This is a genomic window from Thalassospira lucentensis, from assembly GCF_011806425.1.
GTDB lineage: Bacteria > Pseudomonadota > Alphaproteobacteria > Rhodospirillales > Thalassospiraceae > Thalassospira > Thalassospira lucentensis_B.
The window spans coordinates 142,676-167,488 of the sequence record NZ_JAATOV010000002.1; the positions used below are offsets into that span (position 1 = coordinate 142,676).

At 56.1% G+C, this 24,813-nt stretch carries 29 protein-coding genes; 5 read left to right on the forward strand and 24 right to left on the reverse strand.

The features are described from left to right. Positions 1-111: 111 nt before the first annotated feature. Positions 112-1,224 (forward strand): NADH:flavin oxidoreductase, encoded by a 1,113-nt coding sequence (locus HCZ99_RS06265; protein ID WP_167446107.1) that lies wholly within the window; start codon positions 112-114, stop codon positions 1,222-1,224. Positions 1,225-1,309: 85 nt separating this feature from the next. On the opposite strand, the gene HCZ99_RS06270 is transcribed toward HCZ99_RS06265, so the two are convergent. Continuing rightward, positions 1,310-1,903, reverse strand: a complete 594-nt coding sequence (locus HCZ99_RS06270) for an exopolysaccharide biosynthesis protein (RefSeq protein WP_167446108.1) — start codon at positions 1,901-1,903, stop codon at positions 1,310-1,312. 122 nt (positions 1,904-2,025) lie between these two features. Here HCZ99_RS06270 and HCZ99_RS06275 point away from each other — a divergent pair, with 122 nt between their 5' ends. Further along, positions 2,026-2,283 carry a DUF1413 domain-containing protein gene (locus HCZ99_RS06275; protein WP_167446109.1) on the forward strand — a complete coding sequence of 86 codons (258 nt, stop codon included), beginning with the start codon at positions 2,026-2,028 and terminating at the stop codon, positions 2,281-2,283. A gap of 37 nt (positions 2,284-2,320) precedes the next feature. On the opposite strand, the gene HCZ99_RS06280 is transcribed toward HCZ99_RS06275, so the two are convergent. Beyond that, the gene (locus HCZ99_RS06280; RefSeq protein WP_167446110.1) at positions 2,321-2,698 is read right to left on the reverse strand and encodes a DUF952 domain-containing protein; all 378 of its coding nucleotides are present in this window, start codon (positions 2,696-2,698) and stop codon (positions 2,321-2,323) included. A gap of 184 nt (positions 2,699-2,882) precedes the next feature. Here HCZ99_RS06280 and HCZ99_RS06285 point away from each other — a divergent pair, with 184 nt between their 5' ends. Continuing rightward, entirely contained in the window at positions 2,883-3,275 is a 393-nt protein-coding gene (locus tag HCZ99_RS06285; protein ID WP_167446111.1) for a hemin receptor, read from the forward strand. Positions 3,276-3,408: 133 nt separating this feature from the next. Beyond that, on the forward strand, positions 3,409-5,871 hold the full coding sequence (locus HCZ99_RS06290) for a tetratricopeptide repeat protein (protein ID WP_167446112.1): 2,463 nt from the start codon (positions 3,409-3,411) through the stop codon (positions 5,869-5,871). Between the two features lie 132 nt (positions 5,872-6,003). Here the strand turns inward: HCZ99_RS06290 and HCZ99_RS06295 are convergent, their stop codons facing one another. From HCZ99_RS06295 to HCZ99_RS06385, 19 genes are all read right to left on the reverse strand, one after another. Beyond that, a complete protein-coding gene (locus HCZ99_RS06295) occupies positions 6,004-6,492 on the reverse strand; it encodes a 3TM-type holin (RefSeq protein WP_167446113.1) in 489 nt (162 codons plus the stop codon). A 14-nt stretch (positions 6,493-6,506) separates the two neighbouring features. After that, positions 6,507-6,989 (reverse strand): cell wall hydrolase, encoded by a 483-nt coding sequence (locus tag HCZ99_RS06300; protein ID WP_167446114.1) that lies wholly within the window; start codon positions 6,987-6,989, stop codon positions 6,507-6,509. Next, the gene (locus HCZ99_RS06305) at positions 6,986-7,279 is read right to left on the reverse strand and encodes a hypothetical protein (protein WP_167446115.1); all 294 of its coding nucleotides are present in this window, start codon (positions 7,277-7,279) and stop codon (positions 6,986-6,988) included. The genes HCZ99_RS06300 and HCZ99_RS06305 overlap by 4 nt, the downstream gene beginning before the upstream one ends. Positions 7,280-7,461: 182 nt before the next feature. Next, the gene (locus HCZ99_RS06310; protein ID WP_167446116.1) at positions 7,462-7,773 is read right to left on the reverse strand and encodes a hypothetical protein; all 312 of its coding nucleotides are present in this window, start codon (positions 7,771-7,773) and stop codon (positions 7,462-7,464) included. Between the two features lie 271 nt (positions 7,774-8,044). Further along, positions 8,045-9,571: a phage terminase large subunit gene (terL, locus tag HCZ99_RS06315; RefSeq protein WP_167446117.1), complete on the reverse strand. Its 1,527-nt coding sequence runs from the start codon at positions 9,569-9,571 to the stop codon at positions 8,045-8,047. A 104-nt stretch (positions 9,572-9,675) separates the two neighbouring features. Continuing rightward, positions 9,676-9,969: a hypothetical protein gene (locus tag HCZ99_RS06320; RefSeq protein ID WP_167446118.1), complete on the reverse strand. Its 294-nt coding sequence runs from the start codon at positions 9,967-9,969 to the stop codon at positions 9,676-9,678. A gap of 181 nt (positions 9,970-10,150) precedes the next feature. Then, on the reverse strand, positions 10,151-10,849 hold the full coding sequence (locus HCZ99_RS06325; RefSeq protein WP_167446119.1) for an RES family NAD+ phosphorylase: 699 nt from the start codon (positions 10,847-10,849) through the stop codon (positions 10,151-10,153). Next, positions 10,849-11,262: an antitoxin Xre/MbcA/ParS toxin-binding domain-containing protein gene (locus tag HCZ99_RS06330; RefSeq protein ID WP_167446120.1), complete on the reverse strand. Its 414-nt coding sequence runs from the start codon at positions 11,260-11,262 to the stop codon at positions 10,849-10,851. Before HCZ99_RS06330 ends, HCZ99_RS06325 begins: the two co-directional genes overlap by 1 nt. A gap of 215 nt (positions 11,263-11,477) precedes the next feature. Further along, positions 11,478-11,810, reverse strand: coding sequence for a hypothetical protein (locus HCZ99_RS06335; RefSeq protein WP_167446121.1), 333 nt, complete (start codon positions 11,808-11,810; stop codon positions 11,478-11,480). Between the two features lie 9 nt (positions 11,811-11,819). Next, positions 11,820-12,926 carry a phage head spike fiber domain-containing protein gene (locus HCZ99_RS06340; protein ID WP_167446122.1) on the reverse strand — a complete coding sequence of 369 codons (1,107 nt, stop codon included), beginning with the start codon at positions 12,924-12,926 and terminating at the stop codon, positions 11,820-11,822. Between the two features lie 50 nt (positions 12,927-12,976). Then, positions 12,977-14,461 (reverse strand): hypothetical protein, encoded by a 1,485-nt coding sequence (locus tag HCZ99_RS06345; RefSeq protein WP_167446123.1) that lies wholly within the window; start codon positions 14,459-14,461, stop codon positions 12,977-12,979. Between the two features lie 52 nt (positions 14,462-14,513). Further along, entirely contained in the window at positions 14,514-14,963 is a 450-nt protein-coding gene (locus HCZ99_RS06350; RefSeq protein ID WP_167446124.1) for a hypothetical protein, read from the reverse strand. Continuing rightward, complete coding sequence (locus HCZ99_RS06355; protein ID WP_167446125.1) at positions 14,963-16,975, reverse strand: hypothetical protein; 2,013 nt, start codon at positions 16,973-16,975, stop codon at positions 14,963-14,965. Before HCZ99_RS06355 ends, HCZ99_RS06350 begins: the two co-directional genes overlap by 1 nt. Before the next feature lie 155 nt (positions 16,976-17,130). Beyond that, positions 17,131-17,727: a hypothetical protein gene (locus tag HCZ99_RS06360; protein ID WP_167446126.1), complete on the reverse strand. Its 597-nt coding sequence runs from the start codon at positions 17,725-17,727 to the stop codon at positions 17,131-17,133. 50 nt (positions 17,728-17,777) lie between these two features. Beyond that, positions 17,778-18,344, reverse strand: a complete 567-nt coding sequence (locus tag HCZ99_RS06365; protein ID WP_217701467.1) for a phage tail protein — start codon at positions 18,342-18,344, stop codon at positions 17,778-17,780. Positions 18,345-18,431: 87 nt separating this feature from the next. Further along, positions 18,432-19,046 carry a tail fiber protein gene (locus tag HCZ99_RS06370; RefSeq protein WP_167446127.1) on the reverse strand — a complete coding sequence of 205 codons (615 nt, stop codon included), beginning with the start codon at positions 19,044-19,046 and terminating at the stop codon, positions 18,432-18,434. 97 nt (positions 19,047-19,143) lie between these two features. Further along, on the reverse strand, positions 19,144-19,695 hold the full coding sequence (locus HCZ99_RS06375) for a phage tail protein (RefSeq protein WP_167446128.1): 552 nt from the start codon (positions 19,693-19,695) through the stop codon (positions 19,144-19,146). 110 nt (positions 19,696-19,805) lie between these two features. Beyond that, the gene (locus HCZ99_RS06380) at positions 19,806-20,081 is read right to left on the reverse strand and encodes a hypothetical protein (protein ID WP_167446129.1); all 276 of its coding nucleotides are present in this window, start codon (positions 20,079-20,081) and stop codon (positions 19,806-19,808) included. A 194-nt stretch (positions 20,082-20,275) separates the two neighbouring features. Then, entirely contained in the window at positions 20,276-21,091 is an 816-nt protein-coding gene (locus HCZ99_RS06385) for a phage capsid protein (protein ID WP_167446130.1), read from the reverse strand. Between the two features lie 224 nt (positions 21,092-21,315). Here HCZ99_RS06385 and HCZ99_RS06390 point away from each other — a divergent pair, with 224 nt between their 5' ends. Next, positions 21,316-22,005: a hypothetical protein gene (locus HCZ99_RS06390; protein ID WP_167446131.1), complete on the forward strand. Its 690-nt coding sequence runs from the start codon at positions 21,316-21,318 to the stop codon at positions 22,003-22,005. On the opposite strand, the gene HCZ99_RS06395 is transcribed toward HCZ99_RS06390, so the two are convergent. Genes HCZ99_RS06395 through HCZ99_RS06405 form a run of 3 tightly spaced genes read right to left on the reverse strand, consistent with a single transcriptional unit; the run spans position 22,002 to position 24,813 of the window. Further along, positions 22,002-22,745 carry a capsid assembly protein gene (locus HCZ99_RS06395; protein ID WP_167446132.1) on the reverse strand — a complete coding sequence of 248 codons (744 nt, stop codon included), beginning with the start codon at positions 22,743-22,745 and terminating at the stop codon, positions 22,002-22,004. The genes HCZ99_RS06390 and HCZ99_RS06395 overlap by 4 nt on opposite strands. After that, positions 22,742-23,065 carry a Bbp19 family protein gene (locus tag HCZ99_RS06400; RefSeq protein WP_175581428.1) on the reverse strand — a complete coding sequence of 108 codons (324 nt, stop codon included), beginning with the start codon at positions 23,063-23,065 and terminating at the stop codon, positions 22,742-22,744. The genes HCZ99_RS06395 and HCZ99_RS06400 overlap by 4 nt, the downstream gene beginning before the upstream one ends. Then, positions 23,062-24,813 carry a portal protein gene (locus HCZ99_RS06405; protein WP_254869489.1) on the reverse strand — a complete coding sequence of 584 codons (1,752 nt, stop codon included), beginning with the start codon at positions 24,811-24,813 and terminating at the stop codon, positions 23,062-23,064. The genes HCZ99_RS06400 and HCZ99_RS06405 overlap by 4 nt, the downstream gene beginning before the upstream one ends.

Below are 24,813 nucleotides of genomic sequence, written 5' to 3' on the forward strand. Positions count from 1 at the left end.
GTTTAACATGCCCCCCTAAAAAGCCCCTTGAACGGCCCAACCAATTGACAGCGGCCGTTTCTGGAATATCTAGATGCCACCCAAACAGAAATTCCAACCGAAAGAACCCCAATGTCAAACACCGACATTCTGTTTCAGCCCTTTGCGCTGAAAACCTTAAAACTGGCCAACCGTATCGTCATGGCCCCGATGACACGTAACAAGGCCCCGGCCGGCATTCCCGGTGCCGCCAATGCCGCCTATTACAGCAAGCGCGCCGAAGGCGGCGTTGGTCTAATCCTGTCCGAAGGTACAGTTGTTGATCGCCCGGCATCGCGTAACCTTCCCGATATTCCGTTCTTCCATGGTGATGCGGCGATGGCCGGCTGGAAATCCGTGGCCGACGCCGTGCATGCCGCAGGTGGCAAAATGGGTCCGCAAATCTGGCACACCGGATCAACCCGCACACCAGATAGCTGGGAACCAGATGCCCCGGTCGAAAGCCCGTCGGGCCTTGTCGCCCCGAATGATCCGCGCGGCAAGGAAATGACCGATGCCGACATTGCCGACACCATCGCGGCCTTTGCCAAGGCGGCCCTTGATGCCAAGAATGCCGGGTTTGATACCTTTGAAATTCATGGCGCGCATGGGTATTTGATTGATCAGTTCTTCTGGTCAGGCACCAACCTGCGCACCGATCGCTTTGGCGGCAAAACCATCAAGGAACGGTCCACCTTTGCCCGCGAAGTGGTCAAAGCCATGCGCGAAGCAGTTGGGCAAGACTTCCCGATTATCCTGCGTGTTAGCCAATGGAAACAGCAGGATTTCGCCGCCCGCCTTGCCACAACCCCCGATGAAATGACCAATTGGCTGGCCCCGCTGGTTGATGCCGGTGTGGACATCATTCACGCCTCCCAACGCCGTTTCTGGGAACCGGAATTCCCCGAACTTGACGGTGACAAGGGTCTGAACTTTGCCGGTTGGGCGAAAAAGCTGACCGGGGCTGCGACCATTTCGGTTGGCTCTGTCGGGTTGTCTTCGGACTTTATCGGCGCGTTTTCGGGCGAGAAGTCGGAAAAAGCCGGTCTTGATGCCCTGACCGAGCGTATGGAAAAGGGTGAATTTGACCTGATCGCGGTGGGCCGTGCGCTGATTACCGATCCGCAATGGGCCAATAAAGTTAAAAACGGCGCGTTTGACAGCCTTAAGGACTTCAGCCCAGAATCCTTAAGCGAACTTGTCTAAAACACCTTTTTAGCCGTCAAAACATCACGCCAAACACCTCGCCACATCTTCTGGCGGGGTGTTTGCATTTTTAAGGGCGCGTTTTCTAGATCGCGGGAATAACCTCGATAAAGAAGATGAACGTCGCAATCGTAATCGCAAGGGCGGCCACCATCAAAAGCCCGTCACTGACAAGGATCGCCAGCCCAAAAGCCGCAATCGCCGTCATCGGGGCGAAGGCCGCAAACGGCACAAGCTCAAACATCGGCATGCCGAGTGACAGCACCAGGCACATCCCGGCTGCGATCCGCACCGCGACACCACTGATCAGGCTTTCAAACCGCCCGCCGAACCAGCGATCCATCCACTCGGCCACACCGCCAATCCGCTTAACACCCGAACAGACCTTATCGCCTTCGATCTCTCGATCTGCCAAAACATCGGGCAACCACAGTTCGGTGCGCCCGATGATAATTTGCAGGGAAAATACCGCAATGATCGCGGCCAAAAAGGTCGGCGCAAACGGAATAGCACCAATCGGCGTCAATCCGATCAAGGCCGGCACCAACAGGAACGGGCCCTGACTGCGCTGACCAAGCTCGGAGACAATATCGCCGACCGAAATACGTTTTTCGTCGGCCGCGCGCTTGCCAATCCGGTCGAGGATGTCTTCGACACGTGCATTCTTTGGGGCCGTCATCACCGGGACTTTCGCAACTGGATTTGAAGGATATGCATTCCCTGACAACGCACGATTAGCCCAGATGTTTCACCACCACGCCAGACACTGCATAAAAGACAGGGATATGATAGCCTGCGCACATGACACAGCTTGATATCGATGCGCTTAAATCAACCCTAAAGGACCGCGCCCCCGGCCCGTTTCACCTGGCCGAACTTTACGGTGCGGATTGGGATCAATTCTACATTGGCGACAAGGTCAAAATCGGCCATGCCTTCCTTAATGCAGTGCGGGCGGGAAAGCTGCCCGGTGTGATCGATACCGGGACAAAAAAGGGCGGCGGTCGGCTTTATCTTTGGAAACCCAAGGGCCTTTATGGAAACCCAGGGGGCCTTTAGCCCCGCCGATGATCCCAGGCTGAGGACCTAAATACGCTTAGCGCAAATCATCAGGCAGGATGTGAACCCCGTCATCGTCAAGCCGCACGTCATCGACCTGCGTGACATATTCGACCGAAAGCACATCATAAAGATGCGGGAACAGCGTGCCACCGCGCGCAGGCTCCCATTTCAGCTTACCTTCAATCGGTGCGACCGGCACGCGCAGAAGCTTCAAATGGTCCCGCCCGGCATAATGCAACGCAAGCGTCGCGGCCAAAGTTTCCTGCGTCGAGAAATGGATAAAACCATCGGCAACATCATGCGGCGCACCGTCATATTGCCCATCGGACAAGGCCTGCGCCCATTCATCCGATCCAAGAACACGGTAAATCGTGCTGTGGTCTGCTTGTTGTGTTTTTGCTTCGTTTGTCATGCGGGGAAAATAGGCATCCCAACCTGTTTCGGCAAGGCCAGTGTCAAATGACCAACGTGAACACGCGCGAACCATGCGCGAACGCTGCATCTTTGCAAATGAAGTGCGCTGACCTCTCGTGCTAACTTAACATGGCATAAGCGATAAAGGCGGCGCCCAGCAACCAGACAAGGACAGCTTCGCAATGACGCAGGATGATTTCGAACTTCCCCCCGGCATTGGCCCGCATAATGATCGGGAACTGGAACTGATGCTGGCGGGGACAAAGCCTATGGCGATGTTTTCAGATGCAGTTCATGTCAGCGACTATTTCCCGGATGCGGGTTTCGCACCCCACGTCGCAGCCGGTAAAATCATCCGCGTCGAAGAAATCATCCCCGACACCCCTTACGATATCCGCTACCTATTTTTCGCCCTACCCGGCGAGGAATGGCGCATTGAAGAAGCATTGACCCTGCGCCGAAACCTTTGGGCGGGAAAGGTCACAGATCACGATGAAGATTCACGCCGGATGGGGGAATTGCTTGGGTATAGAGCGGAGGATATTGAGGCGTTTATTCAACATTCACAGCGTTAAATTAGGCCTGCGACATCATCAAAAAGGGATAACACCCTTTTCTCCAAAAGATCCCGTCAAAAAACAAGTAGTCAGCAAGCAACACTCCCGCCAAAATGGTGCTGCGTTTTGCGTTCACCCTGCGGAGATGAATTTGCCAGAATTGATTGCCACTGCGACCGCGACATCTATCCTAGGGGTAGTTGGCAAAGCTGCTGAAACAGTTAGCAAGATCGGACCGGTCAAAGATTGGCTGCACGGATGCAAAGTACGGGCAGTCGCAGGTCGCTTAACTCCACGCAATCACGATCTGGTCAACGGCGTGCGCACTGCACATATCTGCGCGCTTGATCATGTTGCACGCCGCTATGCCCATCTGCTAACGACATTACCGGTCCATGAAATCGGATCGGACGACCGCGCGTTTGCAAACAACCTGCGCGCCTTCATCGACACCCGCCTCAAATTCCTTAGCGATCAAAGTATAGATCATGATGTGCTCGGTGCGGAGGAAATCAAAGATGTTCTGGAGCATCTTGCCACTGCCACCACGCATCAAAGCTATGCTGACTTGAACCGCGAAGCACAGGCAGATTGCGAAGAGCGAGCCCTCCAAGAAATCACTCGCGACGCAGGGCGCACACCCCCTGCCCTGTTTGAGCGAGTATTCAAGGGTGAAGAAGAATTTGCGGGCTGGTATGACGCCTTCTCGCTTTTTGTCACCGAAGAACTAAAAACCAACGAACGCTTCCGCTCGATCTTTTTCGCCACAGAATTTGCTGACATTCGCGGAATGCTTAATGAACTTGTCGACCAAAAGCGCACAGAGTTTCCGGACCTTTCCGGCTTTATGACGGACGTAAAGCATCAGCTTGACCGAATGGAGGACAAGCTAGACAAAATTCAAAACTCTGTTGACGAGAAGAATGAACTTGCAGAGCAACTCGTTAAACAACTGAAGAAAAACGACGAATTATCCCGAAAGCTGGAAGCAGCAAACGTCACACAGCAAAAAGTAATGGCAATTGCACGGCGCACTGCCCTAAACATCAATGACCCAGATCAGGCGCTCAAGGAACTGGAATCTCACGCAGAAATCGCGATTGAGGTAGAGAGAGAAGGACGCGGCGGCAGTAACCTTGGAGCTTTTGTCGAGGCTGTGCTTGCGCGTGTGAGAGAGAAATATGACGCCAATGATTTCGATGCCGCCGCCGCCGAAGCCGATAAAGGTTTTGTCGAGTGGGAGAAGCGCGAGGCTGAAAGAAAGAACGAATCCCTGCAGGTGGGCCTGAAAATTCTAAAGTCGGGCCTAAAACAGGACATCCTGCGCCACAATGCCACTTCTGCCGCAAAACGCATCACCCGAATATCAGAACTTCAACATCCAGACAATCAATCCGATCAACTTTCTGGCCTCGATGCTGCCTTTGACGAATGGTTTGAACGTGGTCAGAACAAGGGGCTGAATTTTGATCTGGAAGTTGCAATCGAAATCGCAGTCCAAGTACTTGAATCTCGACGAGGCGAACCGGGTCATTGGAATAATAACCTCGGAAACGCACTTTCAAGATTAGGCATGCGCGAGAGTAATACAGTGAGGCTTGAGATGGCAGTTAAAGCCTTCCATTTAGCGCAGGAGAAAACGGCTCGGGACCGAGTACCGATCCTATGGGCCACAATCCAGAACAACCTCGGCAACGTCCTGTCATTGTTTGGTGACCGCGAGCGTGGGACGGCAAAGCTTAAAGAGGCCGTTGTTGCGCATAGCTCGGCGCTGGAAGAATACAGTCGACACAGCGATCGCCGCCAATGGGCCATGACGCAAAGTAACCTTGGCGTCGCACTTGCAAGGCTTGGTGAGCGCGAGAACTCAACGGAGCTGCTGGGGCAAGCCGTTAAAGCCTTCAGCTTGGCTCTGAAGGAAACAATGCGGGAACTCGTGCCTCTCCAGTGGGCAAGGACCCAGAATAACATTGGCAGTGCACTTTCTAGGCTTGGTGAGCGCGATAGCGAAAACAAAACGGTACTGCTAAAGAATGCAGTTAAAGCTTTCCGTTCGGCCTTGGAGGAAAGAACGCAGGAACTCGTGCCTCTCCAGTGGGCAGAAACGCAGAACAACCTTGGCAATACGCTGTTAGCACTGGGTCAGCGCGAGAGCGAAAACGGAACTGCACGTATTGAGGAAGCTATTGCTGCCTACAGATCGGCGCTAAAAGAATACAGGAGAGAACGAGTGCCACTCGACTGGGCCATGGCTCAGAACAACCTTGGCAATGCTCTTCTAATACTTGGTTACCGCGAAACTGGAACTGCGCGACTGAAGGAAGCCGTTGAGAACTACGCTTTAGCTCTGCAGGAACGAAGGCAAGATATCTTGCCACTTCAATGGGCGATGACGTATGACAATCAGGGGGTTGCTAGGCAATTTATTGCGGAACGCACCCTTGATGTCAACTTAGCGAAACAGGCCGCCAACCAAATTGAGGCAGCCTTTAAGACTTTTAGCCAAGCCAAACATATTCACAACGCTAACATTTGTAAAAGTCAGCTTCACGATGTAAACCTTCTTTTGGCAAAACTGGAGAATAACGGAGCGAATATGCGTCCCGACAACTGATTTCGGCTAAATGGATGCCCGCATTCGCGGGCATGACGACAATTACGCAGATCACATCTGAGAACGTCACATTTCCTTCCGTCACCCCCGCGAAGGCGGGGGTCCATGTCGCCACATGCTCCCCACCCCGGATCACCCCAACTTCTTATCCGAACTCCGCTTCACCACACTGACACCCAGCACCCCAAGGGCAATCCCCCAAATCGGGCTGGTATTGACCAAGGCGGCGATGATGGCCGGGGCTTGCAGCGGGGTCAGGATAATCGCCGCCGCAATCGCCCCCATGGTCATGATCCAGGTGAGTGCGACGGCATAGCCAAAGCTGGGCCGCCAGCGACGCACAAAGGCATCTTCGCTGGCAACTTCGGCACGGATGGTGCGGTTGACCGATTTGAGCGTCTCGGTATCGCGCGCCAATTCGATTTCGGCCATATGTTCGGTATGGCGGTTGGCCTCGGTGATTTGGGCCGGCGTGACATCGCCCTTGGTGACCGCGACTTCGACCTGTTTCAGGGTCTCGGCGGCGGTTTTGGCGATGGGGTTGTCGATGTGATCAAGCCCGGCACCGACCGCCTTGATCAAAAGCGGCAGGCCGATTTGGGCAAGCAATGCTGGGATCATCGGAAAACTCCTTTTTACGCAATACCGCGATAAAATAAATGCCCACCGATCTCGGCGACTGGCACATGGCCGCGCGCCCAATACGGATCAACCGCATGGGTGTGATAATGGGTCGCCCCATCGGTGGCGTCACGCAGCACCCCGTCCACGGCCCGCTTGGCAATGCGTTTACACAGCCGATAAGCCCGATCCCGCGGGTTGACCGCCAAAAGCTTTTTGCGGTTGGGATCCGCTGCGTTCCAGCAGGAAAACTGACCGGGCTTAAGGCACACCGATTTAATGTCATTGCCCCACCAATAGCGCCCCCGCCCCTTGGCAAACGCCACCCGGTTAAGGATCACAGACGCCACCGCCTCAATCCCGGCAAGCTCCTCGCCGCGGGCTTCGCCATAAAGTGTGCGGGCCAAAATTTCGCCGTCGGGCAAGTGTGCGGGATCGGTAACCGGGGTCGGCACGGTTGGAGCAGCTTGTTGGCAAGCAAAAATATCAATCGTCATTGGCAAGTTCCTTTTGGTTCCAGCTTGGCCTCTATGCGCAAAAGATGGCCAGTCAGGCGTTTTTCGATGTCTTTGAGATACGGGATCGAGACGTAGTTGCGCGCCACGTCGAGCTTGAATTCCGCCAAACCATCGCGCAGGTCACAGATGTCGCGCTCGTGGTGGCTGCGTTGATGTTCAATCCGACTAAGCAGTTCGGACCGCATGCGCCAATGCAGCCAAAACAAGCTGGCCACAGCCGGAATTTCGACCGCCGTGATCCACCAGATCACATCGACAGGTTGGGTCATGGGGGCCTCATGGTTTTGTAAAATCAGGATCGGGAAAGGTCGGTTTTGGATAAAAAAAACCCGCAAACCAGAAGGCTTGCGGGTCAGTTCAGGAGGTTATCTGACAAGTAACCATCCTCAGGGAGGTTCGACGTAAACTGCATCTCTTCAATCTCTATTCAAAACACCGTGCTTCCGCGCCTTTAGGCGGCCGGTCCTTTGATCTTTTCTTCAAGTTCCTGCCACGCCTCGCCAGAGGCAACAAGGCAACTTGGGCCGGACGGATAGGTAAACAAGATGGTCCAGGTCAGTCCGTCCGGGGCTTTAAGAACTTCGATCACACCGCCACTTGCGGTCACGCCAACCGCCACGGGCTGCTCGGAATATTTCGCACTCAGACTGTCGATGACCTTGGCACGGTCCCCACAGACCCGCGATGATGACTGGGCATTTGCTGGCGATGCAATCGCAACGGCACCTGCCATCACAGCAATCAGGCTTAGCACTTTAAACATGGTCACGCCTCCTGACAGTCAGGTGCGCCCACCGGGGCGTCTTGATGTCCTGGACTGCTAAATTGATCAACACATTGACCAAGGCGGCATCTGCGCGCGCACCGTCTTTGCCTTGTCTAAAACCGATCCCTAAATCGTGTCAAAATCGACAAAACTATACTTTCATATAGTATAACTTGGGCATCAAATTTAAAAATTCCATGAATATTTCAAATTTCTGATGCAAGAAATCACTAACCAATTGGTTTTATGTGAAAACTTTTTGCAACTTTTACGGATTAAACCCGTTTTCGGCCATGAACGCCCCGCCAGTTGCCCGCCAATCGGCCCGTTTAAGCGGCATATCCACCCGGGGAAGGCGAGCCGGTTCGCTTAAGATACAACCGGCCACCGCATCAAGCCCATCATCATGATCCTTGCCATCGGGATGCCATTCGCGCATCTGGCGCAAAAACGGCGTTTTGTCCAAGGCCCGATGCAGATGAAGCAACCCTGCCCCCAAAACCGCGCCAAAGGCATCTTCAATCCGGGTGGCTTTCGGCGTGCTTTCATGATGCTCCAACACGCTTGCCGCCCAGCCCAAAGATTTCAGTTCGCGCCGCAGGATATTGGGCAAAAAACGGCCAATGCCATTGGTTTCCACCCGGATCGATGGCAGGTGATGGCTTGCCATAAACTCCGCCACCTGCGCGCAAAGCTGGCTGGCTTCATCGGTGCGTGCGGGTATTTCGCTGGCCGCCCCTCGCCCCTGAATGGTCGTGTCATGTGCGCCATGTGCTGGCGGGAATGTGCGCAACCATGCCAAATCATGAAGCCAATATTCCCCCTGATCGCAGATATACATGCAGGCCACCACCGCACCATCGCCCTTGGCCGATCCGAAACTGGGATCAAAATGGCAGGCGGATGCGACCATATTGCGATCCCCAATCCGAAGCCGAAGCCGCCCATTGGCCTGCTCCAGCACGCGCGGCGCGTCATAGAATTTAAGCTTCGCCGGGTCCAAAATCCCCGCGGTAGGTGCTACCATTTCAAGCATCATCTGGCTTTGAAATTTGCGCGCGGGCGTTCTGGCACGGATGTCGTCAATCGCCGCAGCGTCAAACCGCTCAGGCCAGTTTGGGCCCCCGTGCTTATTGACGATGGGCAAACAAAAACGTGAAAACCCATCTAAAAACGGCGCCGCTTCGCCGGTTTCCGGCCGGATTTCATCGGCATAGATTGAATAAAAGCTATGCGGGGTTCCGACATAAAGCTGTGTCCCGCCCGGCGAAAGCACATAGGCAATCTCAGACAGCTTTTCACGCAGTTCAGCCCGTTTATGGCCGGTATCACTGTTTTTGGGCACCTCGACATCATCGCAAATCACCACATCGGCCCGCGATCCGGTCATATTACCGCCAATCCCCACCGCCTGCATGGATGGATCGCGCAACACCCCATCGCGCGTGACCGTAAAACGCTCCGTGCCCCAATCGGCCTGACCGCCTGGCACCAACGTCCCCAAAAGCGGATGGCGCTCGATGATGCGTTTGACATTGCGCACCATCTTTTTCGCCAAATCAAGATCGGCCGCCAAGACCAGAATGCGCAGATTGGCATCGCGATACAAAAGCCAGGCACAAAACAACCCCACCAATGTTGATTTGCCCGAATTGCGAAACGCCATCAGCAACAGCTCATGACGCCCGGCGTTCCAACATTCTTCAAGCCAATCGGCCATTGTGCGATGATGCGCTGGCAACGACAGCCCCAACATCCGATCCCAAATCCAGACGAATTCGGCAAAGCGGGCCATTTGCGCGATCCCCCACACGATCATATTATTCTATGCCCAATATACAAAGGCATCCGGCGACGATTGCCGCCGAATGCCATTTACGTGATGATGGAAATTTCACCTCAAAGGTTTGTGCATACCCCAAACTTGCTTTCCCAGGATTTACCCTTGGACTTGACCTTGCAGTTGTGGGCGTCACGGTTGCTCAGGACCTTGCCGGTGCAGTTTTTGGCTGACCAGCATTGCTGTTTTTGGGTTGCGCCCTGAGCAAACTCAATCAGGCTGTCTTGCGAGCTTGAGCTCGACGATTCCTCACCACTACCATTTGCAAGGGCGGGGGTCGCCAGAAGCATCAGGCTGGCCAAAAAAATCATCGCATTCTTCATGATAAGTCCTTTCGAATGTTGGATATACATCGCTGCGCATCCGAAGTCGGCAGCGTTCAAGGACGTCTCGGCAATCACGGATGTGATGCCATTACACAAAGATCTCAGTGCTTTTCGCCACTCCCTCAGTCCGCCCCGCCAAGAGCCTGTACCCGCGAAGGCGGGGACGGGGATCTCGCGCACCATGCCCCAAACCACGGGACACGCCCACCTAAATCACCCGCCACGTCTCTTCGCGCGTCAGGTTGCGAACGTAATCAACAACCTCGCCATTCCAGTGATAGGAAAAATGATCGCCCTGCACCGGGATGCTCACCACATCGGGCCAAAACGCCGCAATGCACTGCCCGCCGTCAAAGCGCACGCTGGGCCAATAAAGCCCATCCGATCCCGCTTCGCGCCGGGCGGCACCAAATTTCTGCGACGCTGCGTAATCATCCGGGTCAAGTAGATCACCCATCGCGCTAACATCATCAAAAACATGATCAATCTTGCCGACCAGTTCGCGAAACTGCGATGTCCAACCGGGTTCTTCATTGGTGGCACGCATGGTTGCCGCATGGTGATGCACGGTTTCGGCAATCGCCACTGACTGGCAATCCCCCGCGTAATACAGCCCATATGTGCCATCGGAAAACCGCCCCGGTCGATAGGGGGAACAATGCACAACCGGCGCCATCACATAACCCGCCCCCGGCCCGGAAACCCGCCTCTCGACCGGCACCTTTGAAAGATTGCCAATGCTATCGCGAATGCGTGGGTTCATCTTGGCTTCGGCGGATGCCAAGGCCTCCCAATCGGCGGGATCGGCAATGTCTTCAAACAGATCAATCGGCGGATAAATGGATCGGATCATCCGCACCGATTTCGGCCAAGCAACATGCCGGGTGACAACATCATCGCCCGCCATTACCAACCGCCACGTTCGGCATCAAGGTAACTTCGAATATCGGCAATATCCATGATTTCGCCGCGCATCATGACGTCAAGCGCGCTGACACCGCCAAGGGCCGCATTGGGCTTGCGGATCCACGCATAGCCGCGTGCCGGATCACGAAACAGGTATCGCAACCCTTTGTGAATCCCCATCAGCATCGCCATGCGCGTTCGCAAATCACGGTCAATCCGCCCGATATCCTTTTTCTTCCACCGCGCCCATGTGCGTGCGGGCATATCACCCAAAAGAACCCGCGCTTCCTGATCGCTCAAACCCCAAACGCCAAACAGATTAACCGTGGCACGCGCCAATGCCGCCGCTTCCTCCTCGGTAATCGCCGCCGTTCCGGGCCGCGCGCCCGTCGGCTCCACAATCGCAAATTCCATCACGCACCTCCATTTGGCATATATATAGCATAATTACGCCAAATGGCAAAACGTTCCCGATCCGTCACAAGCACCCGCACGTCCCCAATCCTCGAGATGCCCGCCTGCGCGGGCATGACGATTTGTTCTGTGCAGCAATTAAACATCCGTCATCCCCGCGAAGGCGGGGACCTCAAGCCAAACGCTCCACTACCCTAATGTCAGAAACGCCCCGCCTACCCTTCACGCCCCGCCAATGCCGCCCGTGCCTCCTTAATCAACGTCTCAACATCCTCACCGACCTTCCCCTTGCCGCTTCCATCCCGGTTGTTGGGCCCGTTGTCGGAACCCGACGCCCAGCGCAGCAGCTTAATCAGACTTTCAAGATGGCTAAGCCCCGCCTTGCAGGCGGCCTGATGGGCGGTGAAATCCTTGGCTTCGCGCAAAAGGGCGGCCTGTTGTGCGGCCCGGCGATAGGCATTGCGCACCCGTTTGATATCACCGGGTAAATCCCGCAAAAGATCCTGGCGCAAAGCCGTCAATGGATCGGTGTTGTTTGGTTCGTTCATCGCCCATCCTTACACAGCCGAAAGTGCCAAAATCCGAGCGTCTGAAAGCCGTTCCGGCCAATAGGACAAATTGCGCACATGCCCGTTTAAGGCCATGTCGCTGCCGCCAAAGCTTCCCAGCACGATGTTGGTTAAATTGCGCGGCATGGCAAAGCCATCTGGCGACCGCAAGACAGCGCCATTCAGGCCAACCGCAATCCCGTCATCTTCCCACGCCAGCGCAATGCGTGCATCGGTTCCGGGTGTCAGCCTGCCGTAAAGTGACTGGGTCACGATGGAGGTGCCATCTTTGCGCAAGCTCACCCGCAATTGATCGGCCGCACTGTCATAGCCAAGATCAAGATGATCATCATTCAAGCTTGTGGAATAAAGCTGCACAATCCGCCAAATACCATCCCAGGCGGGTGGCAAGGACAGATCAAACACAAACGTCCCGGTCCCTTGCGCGAACCAATCACCCGGATCAAGCCGCACATCATCGGCCGCGCGGCTGGCGGGAATGCCATCACTGATGATGTCGCTGGTCGGGGTCACGCCGCGTTCAAGCTGCGCATTCCAAATAACCACAGACGCCGGAACGTTTCCCCCATCGGCACTGATTTTAAGATAGCGCGTGCTGTCCGACGCCGGTGCAGTTATCGAGACACGTTGCCATTTTTCATCCACCGTAAAGCCACGGGGTGACGCGCCATCAATCCCGCCAAGGGTAATGTCGACCGTGCCCGAAACCGCCCGCATCCATACCGCAAAACTGTATGTTTCGCCCACGACCAAATCGCCGACAGTCTGATAAAGGCCATTTGCGTCACCGGCACCACCTGCCAGATCAAGCACCATCGCCGTCATGCTGCCATCCGGCGCGGCAATCGCACTTTCGGTAACGCTAACACCGGCATCCTTTTGCCAAAGACCATTTGAAAATGCCGTCGAATAGCGCAGCAAATTGGTCGCCGCCCCTTCGATCAAAAGCCCCTTGGCCCGACCAAGCGCATCATAATCATCCCCCGGCACATCAATGGCGCGGGTTTGCAGCACGCCATCGCGGCCAAAGATAAGCTTTGTGCTGGCCCGGCGAAACGTCAAACAGGCCGAAAGCGGCTGATAACGCAATCCCATCTGATGCGCTCCTTATGGTTAAAATCTGCGTATTGGAAACCGATAACGTGCTATCCGCCAATGCGGTGCAGGTGAAACCAGGTCAAAAGGCTGCTATCGCCAATCTGGCGGGTGGTCGCGTCACTATGGATCAACCGAACCCGAAGGCCATTTGTCCCACCCGCATCAATCCGCGCCACCCCACTAAGCCGCAAGGTATGATACGCCCCCGTGCCAATGGCGGTAATGTCCGATGATTGCAGGTGGGTCGACCAAACCCCAGCCCCGGCACCTGTTCCTGTTCCTGCACCTGTTCCTGTTCCAGCCCCGGCCAACCGTTCAAGATACAGGTTCGCCATCACCACCTCGTCGGTGACCGGGAATTTCACGCCAACATCAACATGATAGAAGCCCGGCATCAGGTCCTTAATGCCATGAAGTGCGCTGTCATAAAGACCGTGGCTATCCTCAATCACCTGATCCCATTCGATCAAAAACGCGCCCCCGGCCGGTATATCTTGGCGCGCAGTCCGCAGCAATTTGACGATCGGGCCACTTTCACGCACCGGCACGGCAAACCACCGTGCATTCGTGCCCTCCGCCCCATTAGCGCCGCCCTTCCCGCCATCACAGACCACATCCACCACATCGCCGCGAATTGGCAGGCGATAAAGGTTTGTATCCGCAGCACCGCAAACCGGTTTGATCACATCGCCACTGGCCGCCATGATATCGACCTGCGTGCCATCCCCGTTAAACACCCGATACCGCACCCCGTTGCGCGCCACACTCGCCACCGGCAAGGTTAAACGCGCCCCGTTTGACAACCGCACCAGCGATCCGGTTTCGCGAATATCCATGCTGCGATTGGTCGGCGTATCGATCACCGGCATGCGCCGTTCATCTTCCCAGCCCAAAAGGTTCTGACTGCGAAAATCAAGGTTTAGCACCGCCCCCGCATCATTTTGCACAAAGGCCTTTTGCGCGGTTTCTGACCGGATCACCGCCGCTTCTGCCCGGTTGGCGGCCGTGCTGGCAAGAACCGCGTTTTGCTCGGCTTGCGCAATTTCCGTGGCGTTGGGGCCGTTCGACAACCCATTACCCGCATCGTTCCACACCAAGGCCCGCCCGGCATCAATCATTGGCAACGTCATCGATGCCTGATCCAAATCGGGTTCCCGCAGGCGCAACGCCCCGCCAAGGGCGCGGTCCACATCGCCAAGGGCGGCGGTCAGATAATCCAGATCGCGATCAATCGCATCCCCGCGCGGACTGCCGACCGCGCCATAGGCACTCAAACGGCGCAATTTCAGTACCCGGGCTATGATGATATCGGCCCCCGATGCGGGTGGCGTTTCAAAGACAACCGTGCCGCCGGTTCCGGTATCGCCACTGGACAGCGCAATGTGCAATCCGCCCGTCACAACGCTGCCATTGACTGAAACCTGCACATCCCCGGCATCAAACACATCAAACCCAAACGGAAAGCTTTTGCGCAGGCCATCGCCTTTATATCCGACCGATGCCGTCACCTGATTGGTAAAAACCGCCCCCATATCCCTGATCCCTCCGTCCCCTGATTTACCGCAATTCGATATGCCTATTCGGTTAGTTGCTCCACCCATCGCGTCGGGCAAACCACGCACTTAACCGGGCCACCGTGTCATCCTGTGCGGATCGCAAAAGCGACCTTTCGCGCCAATCGGCATCTTGATTGATTTGGCGGCGCGACCGTGCGGTTTTGGCGTCATCGCGTGCGCCTTCACGTGCCGCAACCGTGTCATATCCAGCCAAGACCGCGCTGGCCGATCCCGCACCACCGGCCATCATGCCCGATGCGCCTTGCCGGGCCCGAATTTGCGCCTTACGGATGCGCAGTTCCTCGGCACGTTTGGCGTCGCGCTCGGCATTGGCGGCGGCAACCGCCGCAAGGTCGGCTTTGCGTTGGGCTTCGGTTTGGGCAACGGCATTTTGCTGCCTTGCCTGATTGGCCGAAATCTGCTGCCCGGTTTGCAACGCCGATGCTGCCATTGGTACAATTGATGAAAATCCACCCATCAGTCATTCACCCCCAATTCACTTGCCACACCCAGCAATAAAAAAGGCCGGGGAAGGTCCCCGGCAATCCGCCATAATCCGCTTTTGATCGTCCCGCCGCTGCCGCGCCGCCACCCCAGACTGCGCAGGGTGATATCCCCGCTATAAAGCCCGTGCGGTGCATCTACGCCACCTGCGCCATCTGCGCCAACATCCCCATTACCGGTCCCATCACCAGTCCTATCAACAGTCCCCGCCAAAGACACCGGCAGCCGCACATCGCGCAGGCCCCGACCCGTATCCATGCGAAGCTGCCCGGTCTTTTGCAGTCGCAAGGTCGCCGAAATCAGCCGCACCGCGTTGCCTCCATGCGGGCGTGTGCCGTCCGACGCGGCCGGTGGCAGGGCGGTAATTTCGTGGGTAAAGGGCAAACCGACACTGATCGCATCAACCGCACCAATATCTGCGGGCACCGTCACGGTTCCACCGCCAATGGTCTGATCGGGGATCAATTGCCCGCCCGCCCACAACGCAACCGTTTGACCACTTAACGCATCAAGGTTTCCCCAATGACGGCGCGGTGCCTGCCCCGGGTCAACATGTTGGTGGATCGCCAGATCAAGCCCCAAATCCGCATCAAACACGCCCAGGAAATATCCATTTGGATGGTGAACCGCGACATAAACATCCCGCCCCGACACCGCCACCGCGTGAAACCGGCTGTCTTTGACCGATTGCGATGACCAGGCGGTGATGTTTTCACTGCGATACAGGGTCAATGTGCCAAGGCTGCCATCGGCCATCACCACATGCAGCAACCGCCGATCCGCGTCATAGGCCTGATCCTTTGGCTGATGCACCAGATGGCGTGACAGCAATGCCAAATCCGCCGACGCATAAGCTTGCTCAACATCGGTAAACAGGAATTCACGAATTTCACGCCCACCGCGCCCGGCAAACACCGTCGCCCCGTCAATATTGACCAGGGGCACGGTACGGTCGCTTGGGCTGCCAATCCGGGTTTGGCGGGTGATTTGAATATTGGCCGGTGTTAACGGATCACCGGTTACCATCCATTCCGACCCGCTGGTGAAAACCTGCAAATGCCGCCCGGCAAACACGCCGGTAATCGCATTGACCTGATCGGCCAAAAGGGCAAATTCAATCGCCTCGTCATCCAACCCTTCGCCAAGGTCAAAGTTAAACAAATCCCCCGATTTGGACATCCACAACCGGTTGGGCAAATCGCGCGATCCGCCAATCACCATACGGTCCTGATGAAAGGTCACGCTGCGCGGCCACCCGCGCACATCCGAAAAGGCCTGTTCTTCAAAGTCGTTGGTTTCATTGGCATTTGGCAGCGGCTGCTTTAACGCGAATTTCGCGGTGCGCGCATCAATCACCGTGATGATTTCGCCCTCAATCCCCTGCACCCGCCACAACGTCCCAACATGTCCCGCCACGAACAAATCGGCATTGGCCGTAATCGTCACCGTGCCACTGATCCCCGATGGCTTCACCGCCAATGCCGGCTCGCCAAATTTGTAATAGGGATGCCAGGTCTTAAAGGTCGTGACCCGCCACACCCATCGCGACATCACCCATCCGCCCGATGGGGCATTGCTGTTATCCGCGGTGCGGGTCAAGCGCATGGGGGCGACATCCGGATGGACGACCAACAATGTGTCGGCACTTTGCGTCCAGTTCAAAAGATCATGGTGCTGCACGCCAAACGGGGTTTCAAACCAATGGGTCGCCACCCCGTCCTTAAACACCAGCCCCTCATAATCGCCAAACGCCAGAATATAGGCCTGCTCTGTATTGAACTCGAACGCGATCAACCGCACCGGACCGGGCAATTTGCCCAGCAACCGAATGCCCGGCCGGCGCCGCACTCCACCAGACGGCTCAATAAATACATTACGCAGCCGTGCTGCGCCATTGGCATAGGCATTCAAATCCGACCGCCCCCACAATTCCGGCGCCAGCTCCCCGGTCGAAAACGTGTTTTTCTCAAGAACGCGGCGTGCCATCTGGGGCTCCTGTCATTGGCATAAATGCGTGTTAAATCGGGCTTTTGCTCTGCGGCGCTAGATCCTCGCTTGCGCGGGTATGACGATGCCCAAACCATGAAATGCAACGCCGTCATTCCAGCACTGGCAGGAATCTCGCCAAACAGGTTCTGCCCCTACCCCCGTGCCGCAATCAGCGAAAAATCATCAATCGCATGCGGGGTGGATTGCTGCGCATCAGCAAGGCGGGCGGCGCGAAACTGGTCCTCGGACCGTTTAAACAGATATTCCGCCCGCGAACTGCTTTCGGTCAGTGGCAGGCAAAACTCGGCCGCCAACCGCGCAATCAAGGCCAGATCAAACCAGGCCGGAAACCGCGCCTCGGGTAGCCGCCCGACATAGGTCAGATGCGCCGACCCCGCATCACACAAAACCGCTTGATCACGCAGCTCAAACCGCCCGATTTTCCCACCATCGGTTTCAAGCGACAGCAACCGAATAAAATCGCCGGGCAGTGCAAACAAGTTTGATCCACGTGTCGGCGACGCAGATGTTTCATCGGCCTCGGCCTTTGCCTGTCGGCTTAACTGTGCCAACCATGCGCTGCGCGCGGCAAACCGCCAGGGATAGCCCGCCAACATGCCATCGCGAATAACCGGATACAGCATCCGAGCAATTTCAGCTTCCGCACTGTCTTCTTCAAACGATGAAATCGGCGCCGTCCCGATCATCACCAACGCACGCGCACACAGGGCCACATCACTTAACGCCATTTGATCCCCCAAACAAAAACGGGGCCCGGCGAACCGGACCCCGAAAATCATCAAACCTTGATGATGTAATTCACCACCAGATAAGGCTGCATGTTGTTATGCGGCTGATCACCGCCCTCAAAAATCCCGTTGTAACTTGAAGATGAACCAGCATTATCGCCGGACTGCCCCACCCCTGCATCGATGTGTCCCGGGTGGCGCGGCATCTCGTCAACAGTGAGCTGATGGACCTCTTCACCACCAATAAAACCGATCACTCGCTCCGTCAGACCGTCACCCTGCCCGGTACCAATCGGCGCACGACCGCGAAGGTCTGGCAGCTTAAAGCTGCCCGGTGCCTGCCCGGTACCATAGGTGGTGCCGATGGCAGAAAACAGATCGACGTTTTCATTCGCCAGAAGTTCGGCGCCATCACACAGCATAAAGCCATCCGGCGCACTCATTCCGGCAAATGGCAAAATGGTTGCAACCGGGACGGAACCGCCACCAGAACCACCAGCGCCAAACAGGCTTTCAAGGGCCTGCAACAGCTGTGTGTCATCCATCCGGTTCGGAACGATATCTGCCGCCAAAACGACGTTCAGAACTTCACTTTCAACAGGGCTCAAACACTGCATATGTATTCTCCATTTTAGGCATAAAAAACCCCGGCGAGACCAACTCGCCGGGGCAAACAAAGACGAAAAAGATTTGGGTTAGACGACTTACTGACCCGACGGCGCAGTCGGATAAAACGCCTTGATCGCATAAGTCATCGCGACGTTGCGTGGGCGGGTTTCAGATCCGCCAAATGCGTCGGTAACGGAGTTGGTCAGCAACTGGTTTATCGGAGGTCCACCAGCCACGATATATCCGTCGCTACTATAAGTTGCTGCACCGAGTTGATCTGCGAAGCCATGGTCATGACTGGAGATTTCGTCACTTTGCGTCGAACCAAACACACGCCCTTCATCCACACCACGACCATCGTCGAAGCCACGAACAAACTCACCGCGCAAATCCGGCAGGTTAAAGGTTGTGATCTGGTCACCGTGGCCCCAAACCGTGCCAATGGCAGCAAACAAATCAGCATAATCGGTGCGCGACACGGCCGAACCATCACAGACAAGCCAGCCTTCCGGGGCGGTTGGCATGGCAAAGGCCGAAACGGTGCCGATTTCGCTGCCGATCACGACGGTGTTGCCACTGCCAGAACCGCCGGCCGAAATCAGGGTTTCGATGGCCTGCAGCAATTGGGTTTTATCATCGCAGTCAGGCCAGATGCCGGCCCCTTGAATGACGTTCAAAATTTCGCATTCCATTGGGGTAGAACCTTGCATGGGCAGTCTCCTTGGTTGGTCAAAAGAAAACCCCGGCAACGCACGCTGCCGGGGGAGTTTGAAGAAGGAAAAGATGCTGACTTAAGGGTTTGGGATATCAGGCTGAAGCCGGATTGGCTGCCTTGATCGCATAAGTCACCGCCACGTTACGTGGACGGGTTTCAGTACCTGCCGACGCATCAAGTGAGTCGGAGATAAATTCAATGGTCGTCCGCATATTGGCGTTCGCCGGATGGCCTGGTTCAGATGCGAAATTGGAAGCCCATGAATTTCCGCCTGTGCCGTATCCTGTGTAGTGAGAGCTGTAATACGACGTATGGCCATGCTGCTTAAACATGTCGGCCTGCGCACTGGCAAACTGGCGATCCGCATCAACACCACGATCCGCGTCAAAACCACGCAGGAATTCGCCGCGAAGGTCTGGAATATTAAACGTGGTCGTGCCATCGCCCTCGCCCCATACGGTGCCAAGGGCGGCATAAAGGTCGGCATAGTCCGTCCGCGAGACTTCCGAACCATCACAGATCAGATAGCCGTCCGGAACGATCTGGGTCGCAAACGCATGGATCGAGGCAATCGGCACCTGAAGGCCGGCAATCTGAACCGGATCAAATTCAGTACAAATCGTGATTTTGTTGCAGTTACACATATACAATCCCGTTGTTAGAACGAAAGAAACCCCGGCAACGCTTGCTGCCGAGGCGGGTGGAAAAGGGAAAAGATGAAAGAGGAAATGCGGTTTTGGCGGCGTGCTTTGGCTTAATCCGTATTACCGGTGCCAATCGCGGTCATGTCGCGAACATCAACGCCATTCGCCCCCGAAGCCGCCACAACGAACATGCCGCCTGAAATGGTGGCATCGCGGTTGGTGTTGGCGATGATGAAATCACCCACCCGCAACATATCGCGCGCATCTGCAAAATAGCCCGACGTATCAACATCCGCGGCCACATCCGGGGTGATATAATGCCAAAGGGTAAAACCATTGGCATAGGCCAGAACGCTCAGGTTCCGGGCCTTAAAACCTTCTGCCATCAGAAGCTCCTGTTTGTTTGATCGTTATGAGGTTGGGCGTTTACGGCGCGAGGCCTCCGTACCGCGCCTTCGCGGGCACAGGCTCTGCGCGGGGGGGGACGGTGCCCAAAGCCGACGCATGAACCGCCAGTCATTCCCGCGAAGGCGGGAATCTCGCGCGGCATACTGAATAGAAACCGGGGTAAGTCTGCGCGTTATTCCTGCGCCTGAATGCAGGTCACGCCATCGCCATCAATCAGGGCTGCACCCTGGCTCATGGAATTATTGACGAAGTGCGCTGCGTGATCGCCATGCCAAGTGATATCAGACTGAACTTCCGAGCCAATCGCATGGCCAATCGCCGTGCGGTGATACCAAAAACAAGACCGAATACCGCTTGCCACCGGAAGGCCCGAATGGGGCATCCAAAGGGTCCCGAGCCAACGTTTGGCTTGTGTTCCCTTCCAGGGCAAATCATCATCCCCGACATAGTCAGAGCGCGAAAACGCGTCGATCTGAAGCAATTCAGACCATTGTTTCCAACCAACAATTGCAAAGCGTTGACCATCATCGGGCACATCGCGTTCGCCCAATCCTTCAAACGCCATCATGACCTTATCCAAGGTCATGCCATCGGTATTGTCGGGCAAAACATCCGCCGTCGCGGTCAGGGCATTAATGATCAGCTCATCTGTTTTCCGGCCCAGTGCATAGGCGCCCGCATTGGCCAGAACCATTTTTTCATCATGGTTGATTTTAAGCTCATCAAGCGCATCAACCCAGTCACCGGCGTAATAATCGCGCAGATCACAGCGCACGGCTTCATGGTCGACATTCATCACCGGCACCTTGCCGTGGCGGGCCTTGGTGGTGGCGGTGCCCTTACCGACTTTTTGAAAAACGGTGGTCGCGCCCTTCACACTGTTTTTAACCCGCACCGTATTGCGCAACTTCGATCCCATCCGTTGATAGGCCTGATGCACATCGGCCTGAAAATGGTCGACAAAACTTTGATCAATCGTATCGCTCATTGTGTGGTTTCCCCTTGATTTGGTTGGTCCTGTTGTGCGGCGATGATGAAAAAGGCAGCCCCGCCTTATTTCGACCCCGACCCGGTCATCTTTTGGTCATTCTTGGGCGTTTAATTGGCGGCATGTGTGCCTTTGGGGTGGTAAGATTGAACAGCTAAGCTGGGCCTTTTGCGCATCCTTAAGCATTTTCCCCGTTAGATCAGAATTTGAGTTGGAGCTGTGTCGTGCGTAAAATACTGTTTGCCTTGATTGCCCTGATCGGTATCGGTGCGGCAGGATATTTTGCGCTGCCCTTCACCCCGATCCCGGCCTATTTCAAAGACGTTACCCATCGCATTAGCCTGCTGTTTGGCGAAGCCCCCAAGGCCCCTGTCACCTTGCCAAAGCGCCTTCAGGCCAAGCTTGATAAAGTCGGCTTAAGCAAAGGTGCGCCCGTTGCCCTGCAAATTATGACCGAAAGCGGTGCGGTTGCCCTTTGGCTGCGTGACGGGGATCGGTTCCGTCCGCTTGATATTTTCCCGTTCTGCAGCGATGCCATCCGTGACGGCGACCTTGTCGATTATCTTGGCGATTACAGCATCACCAAAGGCGACATCATCCTAAACCGCGACGATCACGCATCCTTGATGCTCCGTCGTGCCAAAGCAGATGATGCTGCACCGGCAACCGACACAGAAACGGCATCAACAGCCCCGGCCAAACCATCGGCGTCTGAGCTGGCTCTAAATGGTGGTTGCTCGCCCAAGAATGGCATCCCGCTTGAAAGTGACGATCTGCGTGACATCATGCTGATGGTCGATGCCGCGATTGAGGCAGGACACAGCCCCGTCGCCGTGTCGATTTATCCAACCGCAGCAGAGCAACCGACCCCGCATTTCTCAGACGGGGCAACGCACACCAACGCCAAAGATTAACCTCGCATACGGGCAAAGGCGGCTTGGACCTCGGCAATGAGGACGGGGTCCCGGTCACGCCAATAGCGCGGATCGTTCATTTTGCGCTGGATATCCGACCGTGTATCGGATTGGGCGTCTGATGCCCCTGCATTGCCCAATCCGGTTTCGCGGCCCCCGGTCATCAATCGATGCAGGGCGCGCACACCACTTGCGGTTTGGCACATCGCATCAAAGGCGGCATCGGGCAGGTTTTCACGGCCCCATTTTTCAATCTTGGGTGCCAGTGCCTTCCAGCTTTCCGGACCGCCAAATTCCGCGACCAAGGCGGCACGATCTGTGGCGCGCTGTCCGGCCTGTTGGACCTGCGCGACCATGGTCGGGATAATTTCCCCAGCCAGATCATAAACAAGCTGGGCCTGGGCATTGTTAAACCCCGCCGCATGCAACCGCGCATTCAACGCCGGATCTGCATCCCCCAGATTTTCATCAAGGTTCAGCGCATAATCCTCTGGCCTTTCCGGAACCAAATCGGGATCAACCGCAACGAGTTCCGGCTCCAAAAGCCCCTCTTGCCCAGCGGGGTCAGCAACCTCTGCCGCATCACTGGTCAGGGCTTCATCCGCCGGATTGCCCCCATCCAAAGGGGTGGCGTTCAAAAGCGGACCATCCCCCGGCGCTAGCGCGGAAGCATCCGCTGTCTGCGCGCCAACACCATCCGGGGACAACAGGGTATCGTTGCTTAAAACGCTGTGTGTCATACCGCTGTCTCCTGACTATTTTGTTTGCCTGCATTTGACGCTTTATCGGTTTGGCCAATATCGATGGCCTGCGCCAAGCGCATCATCTGCAACACCAAGCCGCGCTGTCCTTCGCGCATCCAAAGGGCGGCATTGTTTGACGCCGGACCCAGCGAGGTTTGGATAAACTGCCGCTCCAGATCCCGCAGAACTTGCCGCCCGGCAGGCGTTGCAAAGCATGCCTGCCAATGATCAATCTCTTTGGCCCTAATGGCTTCTGGTTCTTCGCCCGCCGCATCAAACCAGTTCCAGCCGTTGGCACTTTCAGTTGCGTTCGTCATGGGGCCTCCTGCATGTCGGAAACTGGTCCGTCAAACGCCTGAATTTCAGGTGGCAAAACCGGGCGCAACAAATGGTCAGGCACGCCAAACTGATCGGCCAGCCAATGAACCATGGCGGGCACATCAACCTCGTTCATCGCATCCGGGCCAAGACCGGCAATACGCGACAACCAATCAAGGGCCTGTGCGGCCTGCACGCGTTTGGGCAGTTGGGCCAACGGGGCGGCATGGCGCAACACCACCACATCCCCATCAATCGGAATGTCGGGAAGTTCGCCGCGCTTGGCCAAGATGAACAAGGCGCGCCGAATCAAAGGATACAGTAATTCGGCCTGCAACCGGCCATAGGTCGCCCCCAACAATCGGGCATTTTCCGACGCACGTTCCAGCACCTCGGTCGCGGTCATGCCCGGTTGATCAACCTGCCCCAATCGATCGGCCAGCAAACAACGCCGGATACGATCGCGCAAATCCGAAAGTACCAAGTCCGACACATCAAACCGACCCGGCGCGTCAAGCGGCTTTAACCCCGCCGACCCGACCGCCTTTGGAATAATCGTGCCAGGCACAAGGCGAATGGTTGCCGGATTAAGCACCCCATCATCATCGGCCTGCCAAATGCCGGTCACCGCGATGGAGGCGTTTTTAAGCACCAGTTCCACCACCTTATTGGCGGTTTTGATATCGGGCAGCGCCTTCATCACCGGGGAGCGTCCATAAACCTCGCCCGGTGCCTTCATCCAGCGAAAGGCGATATACGGCGACACATCGAAATGATCGCGCAGCAAAACCTCATCACCGGTCGACATACTGTTCTCGCCCGTCGCATCGGCAAAAAACACGCATAAACAATACCCTTGTCGCCCATCGGCATAGGGCATTACCGCTTCAATCACGCCGTAACGTTTTTCGCCCGTTTGCGCGTCATCACTATCCTTAACCGCCATCGGCAATTTGGCATTGGGCCAATTGGCGAAGATGTCGGACCGGGTCAGGTCCATTTTGCGAAACACCGCGTCCATTTTGCCATTGGCGCGTTCTTCAAACACCAGATCACGCAGCGGAACGGCGGCAAAACGAAAGGCCGACGGGCTTTTGAAATCATCACTTTCAAGCCGCAAACAGGCCGTGCCCGCCGTGACCAAATCCAAAAATGCCTGATGCATTTCGACCGCAAAATTGGACCGATCAAAATGCCCCTGCAAAATGCGAACCGCCCGCCGCAATTGCGCGGTCAACACTTGCCGATCTTCGTCCGCGACGTTGCCACCCGGATCAAGGTCAAACCACCCCCCTGCCGGCGGCGTGATTTCCGCCATCAAACTGGCTGCCAATTGTTCCACTGCATCGGGGGCAGTTGAATCAAACACCCGATCCAGTCGTTTGCTGCCACTGGCTTGGGTTGCTGCCCCGTTGCGTTGCGGCAGGGCAAATTCATAACATTCCTGCCAATGGGCCAACCATGTGCGCCGCTGGCCCAGCGCCTTTTGATAACGGTGACGCAGGGCGGGAATCGAAATCTCACGCTTATCGCCGCTGGCCTTCGATTGCCCCGCGACGCCGGTCGATCCAGCTTGGCTGGTGCCGACCGTATTGGTAACCGTATTGGCATTGGTCGTGTCTTTGGTTTGGTGGTGTTCCAATCCAATTCCCCCATTTTCCCCGGCGCGGATGCTTGCATGCACTGCTGCGTTACCGCCTCGACCAGATGCCCCATTGTGACGCGTCCGCTTTGATCTGCGTGCCAT

Coding starts and splice junctions, on each gene's coding strand:
- HCZ99_RS06330 (WP_167446120.1), bottom strand. CDS start 11,262: ATGGAATTTGCGATTGTGGAGCCGACGGGCGCGCGGCCCGGAACGGCG.
- HCZ99_RS06320 (WP_167446118.1), bottom strand. CDS start 9,969: ATGTATATCCAACATTCGAAAGGACTTATCATGAAGAATGCGATGATT.
- HCZ99_RS06300 (WP_167446114.1), bottom strand. CDS start 6,989: ATGACGATTGATATTTTTGCTTGCCAACAAGCTGCTCCAACCGTGCCG.
- HCZ99_RS06340 (WP_167446122.1), bottom strand. CDS start 12,926: ATGGGATTGCGTTATCAGCCGCTTTCGGCCTGTTTGACGTTTCGCCGG.
- HCZ99_RS06325 (WP_167446119.1), bottom strand. CDS start 10,849: ATGGCGGGCGATGATGTTGTCACCCGGCATGTTGCTTGGCCGAAATCG.
- HCZ99_RS06350 (WP_167446124.1), bottom strand. CDS start 14,963: ATGGGTGGATTTTCATCAATTGTACCAATGGCAGCATCGGCGTTGCAA.
- HCZ99_RS06365 (WP_217701467.1), bottom strand. CDS start 18,344: ATGCAGTGTTTGAGCCCTGTTGAAAGTGAAGTTCTGAACGTCGTTTTG.
- terL (WP_167446117.1), bottom strand. CDS start 9,571: ATGGCCCGCTTTGCCGAATTCGTCTGGATTTGGGATCGGATGTTGGGG.
- HCZ99_RS06265 (WP_167446107.1), top strand. CDS start 112: ATGTCAAACACCGACATTCTGTTTCAGCCCTTTGCGCTGAAAACCTTA.
- HCZ99_RS06375 (WP_167446128.1), bottom strand. CDS start 19,695: ATGTGTAACTGCAACAAAATCACGATTTGTACTGAATTTGATCCGGTT.
- HCZ99_RS06355 (WP_167446125.1), bottom strand. CDS start 16,975: ATGGCACGCCGCGTTCTTGAGAAAAACACGTTTTCGACCGGGGAGCTG.
- HCZ99_RS06385 (WP_167446130.1), bottom strand. CDS start 21,091: ATGAGCGATACGATTGATCAAAGTTTTGTCGACCATTTTCAGGCCGAT.
- HCZ99_RS06270 (WP_167446108.1), bottom strand. CDS start 1,903: ATGACGGCCCCAAAGAATGCACGTGTCGAAGACATCCTCGACCGGATT.
- HCZ99_RS06345 (WP_167446123.1), bottom strand. CDS start 14,461: ATGGGGGCGGTTTTTACCAATCAGGTGACGGCATCGGTCGGATATAAA.
- HCZ99_RS06295 (WP_167446113.1), bottom strand. CDS start 6,492: ATGATCCCAGCATTGCTTGCCCAAATCGGCCTGCCGCTTTTGATCAAG.
- HCZ99_RS06335 (WP_167446121.1), bottom strand. CDS start 11,810: ATGAACGAACCAAACAACACCGATCCATTGACGGCTTTGCGCCAGGAT.
- HCZ99_RS06280 (WP_167446110.1), bottom strand. CDS start 2,698: ATGACAAACGAAGCAAAAACACAACAAGCAGACCACAGCACGATTTAC.
- HCZ99_RS06400 (WP_175581428.1), bottom strand. CDS start 23,065: ATGACGAACGCAACTGAAAGTGCCAACGGCTGGAACTGGTTTGATGCG.
- HCZ99_RS06370 (WP_167446127.1), bottom strand. CDS start 19,046: ATGCAAGGTTCTACCCCAATGGAATGCGAAATTTTGAACGTCATTCAA.
- HCZ99_RS06360 (WP_167446126.1), bottom strand. CDS start 17,727: ATGGCGTTAAGTGATGTGGCCCTGTGTGCGCGTGCGTTGGTGATGATC.
- HCZ99_RS06380 (WP_167446129.1), bottom strand. CDS start 20,081: ATGGCAGAAGGTTTTAAGGCCCGGAACCTGAGCGTTCTGGCCTATGCC.
- HCZ99_RS06395 (WP_167446132.1), bottom strand. CDS start 22,745: ATGACACACAGCGTTTTAAGCAACGATACCCTGTTGTCCCCGGATGGT.
- HCZ99_RS06285 (WP_167446111.1), top strand. CDS start 2,883: ATGACGCAGGATGATTTCGAACTTCCCCCCGGCATTGGCCCGCATAAT.
- HCZ99_RS06275 (WP_167446109.1), top strand. CDS start 2,026: ATGACACAGCTTGATATCGATGCGCTTAAATCAACCCTAAAGGACCGC.
- HCZ99_RS06310 (WP_167446116.1), bottom strand. CDS start 7,773: ATGTTTAAAGTGCTAAGCCTGATTGCTGTGATGGCAGGTGCCGTTGCG.
- HCZ99_RS06405 (WP_254869489.1), bottom strand. CDS start 24,813: ATGGCACGCAGATCAAAGCGGACGCGTCACAATGGGGCATCTGGTCGA.
- HCZ99_RS06305 (WP_167446115.1), bottom strand. CDS start 7,279: ATGACCCAACCTGTCGATGTGATCTGGTGGATCACGGCGGTCGAAATT.